This is a genomic window from Corynebacterium sp. (assembly GCF_043426755.1).
In the GTDB taxonomy this organism is placed as follows: Bacteria; Actinomycetota; Actinomycetes; order Mycobacteriales; family Mycobacteriaceae; genus Corynebacterium.
In genome coordinates this window covers 1-8,815 of record NZ_JBHWRP010000101.1, presented here as the reverse complement: position 1 = coordinate 8,815, position 8,815 = coordinate 1, and the positions used below count along the sequence as shown (strand labels likewise).

Here is an 8,815-nt window from a genome sequence, read left to right as displayed (position 1 = left end):
ATGAAGGATGGCAGGTGGGACTTGTTGAATTCCGCTGGGCGGTGCAGGCCGTTGCCGATCCAGAAAGGCTCAAGGGCGCGGCCCAAAGCGGTGTCGCGGCGGAAGCGGTTGTAGGCATCCTGCAGGGTGGAGAATTCCTCTGCGTGCCACCAGATCATCACATCCGCCTCAGCGCGGGAGCCAGAGATGTCGTAGATGCCGCGCACGATGAGGTCGCCCTCGTCCTCCAAGGTATCGAAGAACGTGCGTGCCTCCTCGATGACCTGCTCACGATCTTCACTCAGCGCTCCTGGCAGGGCGCGCAGTGTGATCCACTGGGTGTAGCGCTGCATGCTGTTGAGCTTATCGAAATCAAGTTTTGCCACTTGTTGTGTCCTTTCACAGGGTCAATCAAACGAAAGTAGTATCCACCCTATCAGCCCGCCACTGGCGGTCAACGGCGCGCCTCCACCGAAATGGTGGACGTTCTCATTACGTTGAAGGTCGTGACGAATTCCGACTCGACCCCCCAGTCCCCTGCAGCGCATCACGATCCGGCTGTGCATGCAGGCGCGCCCTCGAGTGGCGACTCTTCCTCCCTCCCGAGCGAGTTCTCCGCCGCAGTGGAATCGATGCATGACGTCAACCTGCGCCCTGAGATCACGCTGGGAACAATTCGCCCACCGCAACGCCCCGCCCCGTACAGCCACGCGATCGGGCTCGAAGTATCCAAGGGCAACGACGACGCACCCACCAACCGCCCAGACGGCGACGCTTTTGGGCGCCTGATCCTTTTGCACTCCCCTGAGGCGGAGGAAGCGTGGGAAGGGTCCATGCGTCTTGTGGCCTATATCCAGGCGGATATGGATGACGCGGTGGCCAATGATCCACTCTTGCCCGATGTTGCGTGGCAATGGCTCAACGAATCACTGGCGGAAGCCGGTGCGGGATTCACCAACCTCGGCGGCACAGTCACGTCCACAGCGAGCGTGCGTTTCGGCGAGATCGGCGGCCCACCACGGGCCTACCAGCTGGAAATGCGCGCCTCATGGACCGCAGATGGCATCGACCTGTCCTCGCACGTGGAGGCTTTTTCTGCCGTCCTCGCACTTGTCGCTGGCCTGCCACCGGTCGGGGTGACGGAACTCCCTGGCCGCTAAGATGGCCACACCCCACGCCGGCGTACAGGACTTGAGCTACGAATTAGTCACCACCACTGAGGGCTTTAAGCGCGCCGCGCAGGCTTTAGCAGATGGTCGCGGCCCCTTCGCCATCGACACTGAGCGCGCCTCCGCGTACCGGTATGACGACCGCGCCTTTCTGGTTCAGATTTACCGCCGCGACGCCGGCACATTCCTGTTTGCACCAGAGGGCCTCCGGCCAGAGTTGGAACACATCCTCGCCCCGGTAGTGGGCGGGAAACAGTGGATCGTCCATGCCGCCGGCGAAGACCTTCCCAGCTTGGGCTGGCTTGGCCTGTACCCTGGAACTCTTTTCGATACGGAGCTGGCCGGCCGCCTTGCCGGCTTCGAGCGCCCAAACCTTGCCGCCATGGTCGAAGAATTCTGCGACGTCGCACTCGAAAAAGGCCACGGGCGCGAGGACTGGTCCACCACACCGCTTCCCGACGACTGGCTCGACTACGCCGCCCTCGATGTCATCTACCTCCCTTTGGTTGCCGAAGCACAGGCCGAAATGCTCGACGCCCAAGGAAAATTGGGCTGGCTTGAGCAAGAATGCGATGCGATCGTCGAGAAGCATGCCGACGACCGCGAGCCACCCACCCGACACTGGCGCGATACCAAGTGGCTGGGCAAACTGCGCTCCCCGAAGGCACTGAACACCGCGCGTGCCCTCTGGATGAAACGCGAGGAGCACGCCCGTGACACAGACACAGCACCAGGGGCTTTGTTGTCGAACAAGGCGTTGGTGGAGTTGGCGCACTCGGCCCCGCGGAGTCGTCGTGAAGCGCTGCGGACCCGTGGCGTGCGCCGCGCATTCGATCCCTGGCCGGCCATCGTCGAGGCCCGCGAAGCCTCACCCGCTACGTACCCGGCGCCTAAGCGCGACCAAGGCCTTTTGCCCGGCAAGTCACTGTGGCAGCGCGAATACCCCGAGTCCTACGCGGTGCTCCAGCAGATCAGGGCGGATGTTGCCGCGCGTGCCGACGAGCTCAGCGTGCCCACCGCGGATCTCCTGGCGCCTGTGGTGCTGCGCGAGATCGTATGGAAGGCCACCACTGTTTCAGGGGCGTGGACGGCTCACCGCGTGGCTACCGCGCTGAGCCAGTCAGGGGCTCGGCCATGGCAGGTGGAGCAGACCGCGCCCATCATCGCCGCCCACGTGCACGAGGACTAGTCGCGTTCTGCGAGAAACTCCACCCACGCACGGATCGAATCACGGGCTGAATCGGCGTCGAGACCGTACTGCGCAAGGATTTCGCCACGCGAAGCATGCTTCGGGAACACCGACGGGAATGCGAGGTGGCGGACCGGGGTATCCACCTGGGCCATATCCAAAGCTTCAGAAATTGCCGAACCGACCCCGCCTCGGAGAATCCCGTCTTCATAGACAACGACGAGGCCCGCGTCGGTGGCCAGCTCCACGATCTCAGGAGAAACAGGCACCACCCACCGCGGGTCGACCACGGTCACAGCCACGCCCTCGTCGGCAAGCTCTGTTGCTACCTTCACGGCAGCCTCGCAGAACGCCCCGACGGCAACGAGCAGAACGTGGGGTGCTTCGTCGTCACGCTCAGGCTCGAAGAGGACATCTACGCCTGAGTCCAGTCGGAGTTCGGCTTCGATATCAGGGCCGACATCGCCCTTCGCGAAACGGACGATCGTCGGACCCTGTTTATAGTCGATGGCTTCGTTGAACTCTTCGATAAGCCGGGTGGCATCACGCGGGGCGGCGATACGCATGCCAGGGACGATCGAGGCGATCGCCATGTCCCACACGCCGTTGTGGGAGGCGCCGTCCGAACCGGTGACTCCGGCCCGGTCCAACACGAATGTCACGGGCAAGCGCAGCAGGCCCACGTCCATCAGCATCTGGTCAAAGGCACGGTTCAAAAACGTCGAGTACAGCGCGACCACAGGATGGTAGCCACCCAGGGCCAAACCCGCAGCCGAGGTGACGGCGTGCTGTTCAGCGATTCCCACGTCGAAGAAACGCGAAGGGAATTTCTCCGCGAAAGGTGTGAGCCCCGTGGGTCCTGCCATGGCGGCAGTGAGCGCCACGATGTCGTCACGCTTCTCGCCGGCCTTGACCAACTCCTCAGAGAACACCGAAGTCCAGCCGGGGCGGGACTTCTTCATCGGCTCCCCTGTCACCGGATCGATCACGCCGGTGGAGTGCATCTGCTCAGCAATATCGTTGACCGCCGGGGCGAATCCGTGGCCCTTTTCCGTCGCCACATGGACGATCACCGGGCCTTCGTACTTGGAGGCATAATCCAGGGCCTGGCACAGTGCCCCAATGTCGTGACCTTCGACCGGGCCGACATATTTCATATCCAGCTCGGGGAACATCTCCGTAGGCAGGACCTGGTACTTCACGCCTTCCTTCAGCGCGTGCAAAGCGTCGAAGGTGCGCTCGCCCACCCACCCCATCGACTTCAGGGTCTTCTTGCCATGCTCCATGACTTCGTCATAGCCCGGTTGGATGCGCAGGTTAGCCAGCTGAGAGCGCAGGCTCTCCAGGTTGTTGGCGAAACCGCCAATGGTCGGCGAATAAGAGCGCCCGTTGTCGTTGACCACCACGACCACGTTACGATCACCAGCGGCAATATTGTTCAGCGCCTCCCAGCACATACCGCCGGTCAGCGCGCCGTCACCAACGACCGCCACCACATTGCGGTGGCCCTGACCCGACAGTTCAAATGCCTTCGCCATACCGTCGGCATAGGACAGCGCCGCCGACGCGTGCGAGGACTCTGTCCAGTCATGCTCGCTTTCACCACGGTCGGTATAGCCGGACAGGCCATCTTTCTGGCGCAGCGTGTCAAACTGGTCAGCACGCCCAGTCAGGATCTTGTGCACATAGGACTGGTGGGATGTGTCAAAAATGATCGGTTCGCGCGGGGAAGAGAATTCCCGGTGCAGCGCGATAGTCAGCTCCACCACGCCTAGGTTCGGCCCCAGGTGCCCACCGGTGGCGGACACCTTCTCGATGAGAAACTGGCGGATTTCGTCGGCAAGCGTGTCAAGTTCCGCATCTGTCAGCGCCTTGACATCTGCTGGCGACGAGATTCCGCTCAAGATGGTCATCTGTGCTCCGACTCTCCTTTGACTTTCCCTTTTAGCGCTGTTTTACCCGTTAATACGTTAGAGCGCTATCTTACACGTGAGATCAGCCCTCAAACTAATGGTGCTATCCGGCCTTGTTGTCCTGCGCCGGCTCCAGCAGTGCCAACGCCTCAAAGTGGTGAGTGCCAGGAAAAGCATCAGCGCTCGCATAACGTTTCACGCGGTATCCGCTCGTCCCCCATGCCGCCAGGTCGCGCGCGAAGGTGGCCGGGTCACAACCAATATGAATGACGCGCTCCGGACGCTTCGCCGCAATTGCCGCAACAACATCCTGCCCTGCACCGGTGCGTGGCGGGTCCAGCACGACAAGCCCGGGATCAGGAAGCTTATCGACGGCCGACTCGACCTTCCCGTCCACCGATTCCACGCGCAGGCCCTTCAAACTGTCCTGGCCCGTGGCGTTGGCAGCCGGAGAATAATCGACCGAATACACCGTGGCTTCTGGGGCGTCGGGGCTCAACGATTCTGCAACGGCGGGCACAAAAGCGCCCACTCCCCCGTACAGGTCCCACCCCACCTTGCGGTCATAGTCGCCTGCGGCCCACTGCCGGATCACCCGGTCGTAGAGGCTTGGCGCTTGGGCGTGCGCTTGCCAAAAAGCGGTAGCGGGAAACGTGAAGGTATAGTCGCCGATCTTCTCGGTCACGGTTCCTGAACCGGCCACGACCTTCTCAATGGTCTCCATCCGCTTCCCGCGTGGCCCACGCTGCGTCTCCACAACGTGCACCTGGCCTTCACCGTCATAGACAGCGACGACTTCTGCGCCAGGGGTGAAGCGGTGCTTCTCCAGCTCGTCGTAAATCGCAGGGATCACCTGAGCACACCGCGCCGTGACGATCTCCGTGGACTTCGCCTTGCGCACTCCGGCCACGCCCTCATCATTAACGCCAAATCGGACACGGGTGCGCCACGGCAGCGGGTACCCACGGCCCGCATCGGCCTCATCGTCAAGGGAGAGAACGCGATTGTCGTCTTGCTTATCGACGAATTCCTCCATCACTTGGGAACGCCCCGCCAACGCTGCAATCTGGCCGTCTAAAATCTGGTGCTTGGCAACAGAGGATTCCGGCCAGGCGTAATAAGAAAGATCACAGCAGCCCGCGGCCGCCTTATAGGCCTGACAATAAGATTCCTGGCGGTTGCTCGATGCTTCAATCACCGAGTCCAAGGTGGCGCGTGCCCACCGCTTTTTCGCCTTCACCACGGTGGCGCTCACGGTCTCGTCGGGAAGTGCCCCTGCGACGAAGATGACGCGGCCATCGTCGGCACGCGCGATGCCCTCGCCACCATGGGCCATGCCGGTGATCTTCAACGTCAGGGTGTCACCGGTTGAGTAGTTGTCCACTAGTTCTGCTTCCCATTCGGGTTCTGGTTGTTCATCAGGCGCTGCATCGCCTCATGCATCTGGTTCTCGCTCGCTCCTGGCTGCTGCGGCTGCTGTGGTTGCTGTGGCTGGGCCTGGCCTGCCTGCGCCTGCTGCTGAGGTTGCTGGGCGCGCTGCTGGACAGCCTCCTGCACCTGCTCAGCCAACTGCTGCGGCAGCATCACTGGGAGGGAGTTTCCTGCCAAGATGGGATCATCACCACGGTAGACGAAGGAACGCGCAGCCATCTCACGGGCCAGCGTGGCTAGTTGCTCTTCCTTACCCGTCGGAGCAACGCACGTGATACGCAGCATCCAACGGGGCCCGTCCATACCCATAATCCGGATGGCACCATTACCGCCGTGACCGATGACCTCGCGGCCCCACGGCCCCATCTCAAACGTGACGGGCAGACCCTGCTCGCGCATGCCATCAGCGATCTCTTCAATGGCGTTCTCCCACTGGCCGCCCGAGCTCGGAGCCGCAAAGGCCACCGGGGTCATCCGCCCATGGTGCGTGACGATGTGCAGCATTCGGGGGCCCTGGTCATTCATCTCTACCTGCACCTGTGATTCCTTTGGAAGCGGTAGACGCATCGAACCCAGGTTCAAGACAGATGCGGAGAAGTCCGAGAAATCGAAATCATCGATCTCTACAGCGTCGCCATCAAACGGCCCGATGTTGCCGTTGATCGGGTCATGCTCAATCCTGCCGGTAGCTCCCGGCGCGACAGGGATGTCCGTGGCTTCCTGCGCAGCGGGCTCAGGGGCCTCAGCAGCTTCCGCGTTTTCTGCCGTATCTGCCGGTGAAGCCTCGACTGGAGGCTGCTCCTGTGCAGCTTCCTGGCTTTGGTCCTGGTTTTTCTCTTGGTCTTTCTTCTTGCCAAACGGCCACAGTGCCATGAATTCGGTTCCTTCCTTTGGGTTTTTAGTAACTACAGCGTGGGTGTTTCGTCGAAAAGCGAGCTAGTGCGTTCCGGTCGAACCGTGTCCTCCCATGCCGCGCTCAGTCTCGTCGAGTTCTTCGACTTCCATGAAGTCGCACAACTCTACCTTCTGCACGAGAAGTTGGGCGATGCGCATTCCGCGGGTGATCTCAATGGGCGTTTCTGGGTCAAGGTTGATCAGACTGACCTTGATCTCGCCACGATAGTCGGCATCGATGGTGCCGGGGGCGTTGACGATAGAGAGGCCCTGCTTTGCGGCTAGGCCGGAGCGCGGATGGACTAATCCCACTGTTCCCAATGGCAGTGCTAGCGCCACGCCCGTGCCGACCAGGCTGCGCTGGAACGGGGCTAGGGTGACGTCTTCTGCAGCGTAGAGGTCAACGCCTGCGTCTCCGCGGTGTGCACGCTGAGGCATGGGCAGATGCTTGTCGAGTCGCTGCAGCGGAATTGGTCCGATACTTGAATCGTTGTTAGTCACGCTCTCCACACTACGGCAGGCAGTTGGTGGGCGCGGGAATGGGACTTTAGTCGGACCCTCACCTAAAGTATGAGGCGTGACTGAATCGACATCTTCTCAAGGCACGCCACGCACGCTGTACAAGGAACGTCAGTGGGTGCCGTGGTACTGGTGGCTGCTGCTTGCGGCTTTCTCGGCGTTGGTCGGTTTCCAATTCGGGCTGAACCGCGCGCCCATCTGGACGTGGGTGTGGCTGATCGGCACCTTCGTAGTGGGCGGTTGGGTGTTATTGTGGATGTCGCGCACCACCATCACGGTGGAGGCTGACCCGGATGGCACGCGGTGGCTGATCGTTGACCAGGCAAGCCTGCCATCGTCCGTTGTCGATCGCTCGATGGTGGTCCCTGAGTCCGCGAAGCGGAATGCGCTTGGCCGGCAGCTGGATCCGGCGGCCTTCGTCGTGTCGAAGGGGTGGATTAAGGAGCTGGCGCTGATCGTGCTGGATGACCCGGAAGATCCCACCCCCTACTGGTTGATCTCTAGTAAGGATCCCGAGGCTTTGCTGGAGGCCTACGCTCCCAGCACGGTTGCGGCGCACAATAGCTAACGAACACGCAGAGCAAAGGCCACCCAGGTTCCTTCTCGGTGGCCTTTGTTTTTGACAGTTTTTGACGTGCGGCGTCTACTCGCAGTCGAGACAGATCTTGGAGCCGTCCGCCTCTTCGTAGGCGAGGCGGTTATTCTTTTGCACCAAGAAGCAGGAAGAGCAGGTGAATTCGTTTTCCTTGCGCGGAACGACGGTCACGTTCAACTCTTCACCAGACAGGTCGGCCTGCGGAATTTCGAAGGAGTCGACGATTTCCCCCTCGTCGTCCATGCTGCTGCCTGCTACCTCTGCTGCCTTGAGACCTTCGAAAGAATCGGTCTCCAACTCGTCGTCAAGACGGCGTCGCGGTGCGTCATAGTCAGTCGCCATATGTGCGCCTTTCATGATCGTCAATTCGTATGCTTGCCTTAAACGTTCGGCAATCAATTTATGGAACTTTTGAACGGATACTAGATCATGCTTAGCGTTCTGTCATCTTCGCCATTCACATCGGGACATTCTTTTTTGCACCGGCCTCGTCGAGAAGCGTGTCGAAAGCCGCGGAAATGCCCTGTACGCTGGTAATAACCACTTCCCCATCGTCACCGGAAGCTCGAAGGCCGGGCACCTGAACGTGGGCCCCCGCCTCACGCGCGATCACCGCGCCTGCTGCAAAGTCCCATGGGTGGAGGCCATGCTCGTAATACGCGTCAATGCGGCCTGCGGCGAGGTGGCAGAAGTCCAAGGCGGCCGCGCCCATCCGACGGATGTCGCGCACCTGGGGCAGGACGTGGGTCAAGATCTGCGCCTGCGCTTTACGACGAGAGGAGGTGTAGCCAAACCCGGTGGCCACCATTGCTTCTGTCGTGTCGTTAAGCGTGTTGGTCTGAAGCCGGGTTGTCGTACCTTCGTGATCCCGAAAGGCACCTTCCCCCTCGGCTGCGTAATACAGTTCGCCGGTGGCAACGTTCAGCACGGCTCCGGCGACTAGTCCTCCGTCGACGGCTACGCCAATGGAGACGGCGTAGACGGGGATGCCGTAGAGGAAGTTGACGGTCCCATCGATGGGGTCAACGATCCATTCCACCCCGGTGGTCGATTCTTTATTGGCACCTTCTTCACCGATGATGCCGTCGCCGGGGCGCGTGCGGTTAATCTGATCGACGATGAATGC

Annotated in this window: 10 protein-coding genes; 3 read left to right on the top strand and 7 right to left on the bottom strand. The window is 61.2% G+C overall.

The features are described 5' to 3' along the window. Nucleotides 1-332 (bottom strand): chlorite dismutase family protein (locus ACHFGA_RS10845; protein WP_394282392.1); only part of this gene is annotated, 332 nt, incomplete at its 3' end. Nucleotides 333-485: 153 nt separating this feature from the next. Here ACHFGA_RS10845 and ACHFGA_RS10840 point away from each other — a divergent pair. Both ACHFGA_RS10840 and ACHFGA_RS10835 read left to right on the top strand, forming a co-directional pair. Continuing rightward, a complete protein-coding gene (locus tag ACHFGA_RS10840; RefSeq protein WP_394282391.1) occupies nucleotides 486-1,139 on the top strand; it encodes a DUF3000 domain-containing protein in 654 nt (217 codons plus the stop codon). A 1-nt stretch (nucleotide 1,140) separates the two neighbouring features. After that, on the top strand, nucleotides 1,141-2,337 hold the full coding sequence (locus ACHFGA_RS10835; protein ID WP_394282390.1) for an HRDC domain-containing protein: 1,197 nt from the start codon (nucleotides 1,141-1,143) through the stop codon (nucleotides 2,335-2,337). Here the strand turns inward: ACHFGA_RS10835 and dxs are convergent. From dxs to dut, 4 genes are all read right to left on the bottom strand, one after another. Further along, on the bottom strand, nucleotides 2,334-4,250 hold the full coding sequence (gene dxs, locus ACHFGA_RS10830; RefSeq protein WP_394282389.1) for a 1-deoxy-D-xylulose-5-phosphate synthase: 1,917 nt from the start codon (nucleotides 4,248-4,250) through the stop codon (nucleotides 2,334-2,336). The two genes, ACHFGA_RS10835 and dxs, sit on opposite strands and share 4 nt — an antisense overlap. A gap of 103 nt (nucleotides 4,251-4,353) precedes the next feature. After that, a complete protein-coding gene (locus tag ACHFGA_RS10825) occupies nucleotides 4,354-5,634 on the bottom strand; it encodes a class I SAM-dependent RNA methyltransferase (protein WP_394282388.1) in 1,281 nt (426 codons plus the stop codon). Beyond that, a complete protein-coding gene (locus ACHFGA_RS10820; RefSeq protein ID WP_394282387.1) occupies nucleotides 5,634-6,554 on the bottom strand; it encodes a DUF3710 domain-containing protein in 921 nt (306 codons plus the stop codon). The genes ACHFGA_RS10825 and ACHFGA_RS10820 overlap by 1 nt, the downstream gene beginning before the upstream one ends. Before the next feature lie 63 nt (nucleotides 6,555-6,617). Next, nucleotides 6,618-7,085 (bottom strand): dUTP diphosphatase, encoded by a 468-nt coding sequence (gene dut, locus ACHFGA_RS10815; RefSeq protein WP_394282386.1) that lies wholly within the window; start codon nucleotides 7,083-7,085, stop codon nucleotides 6,618-6,620. Between the two features lie 67 nt (nucleotides 7,086-7,152). Here dut and ACHFGA_RS10810 point away from each other — a divergent pair, with 67 nt between their 5' ends. Further along, nucleotides 7,153-7,662 (top strand): DUF3093 domain-containing protein, encoded by a 510-nt coding sequence (locus tag ACHFGA_RS10810; protein ID WP_394282385.1) that lies wholly within the window; start codon nucleotides 7,153-7,155, stop codon nucleotides 7,660-7,662. Between the two features lie 75 nt (nucleotides 7,663-7,737). Here ACHFGA_RS10810 and ACHFGA_RS10805 read toward each other — a convergent pair whose 3' ends face one another. Both ACHFGA_RS10805 and ACHFGA_RS10800 read right to left on the bottom strand, forming a co-directional pair. Then, entirely contained in the window at nucleotides 7,738-8,031 is a 294-nt protein-coding gene (locus ACHFGA_RS10805; RefSeq protein ID WP_394282384.1) for a DUF4193 domain-containing protein, read from the bottom strand. A 115-nt stretch (nucleotides 8,032-8,146) separates the two neighbouring features. Further along, the coding region (locus tag ACHFGA_RS10800; protein ID WP_394282383.1) for an inositol monophosphatase family protein at nucleotides 8,147-8,815 on the bottom strand (669 nt) is incomplete at its 5' end.

What these genes read in the sequence shown, in the direction of transcription:
- ACHFGA_RS10835 (WP_394282390.1), top strand. Translation starts at nt 1,141, where the DNA reads ATGGCCACACCCCACGCCGGCGTACAGGACTTGAGCTACGAATTAGTC.
- dxs (WP_394282389.1), bottom strand. Translation starts at nt 4,250, where the DNA reads ATGACCATCTTGAGCGGAATCTCGTCGCCAGCAGATGTCAAGGCGCTG.
- ACHFGA_RS10820 (WP_394282387.1), bottom strand. Translation starts at nt 6,554, where the DNA reads ATGGCACTGTGGCCGTTTGGCAAGAAGAAAGACCAAGAGAAAAACCAG.
- ACHFGA_RS10805 (WP_394282384.1), bottom strand. Translation starts at nt 8,031, where the DNA reads ATGGCGACTGACTATGACGCACCGCGACGCCGTCTTGACGACGAGTTG.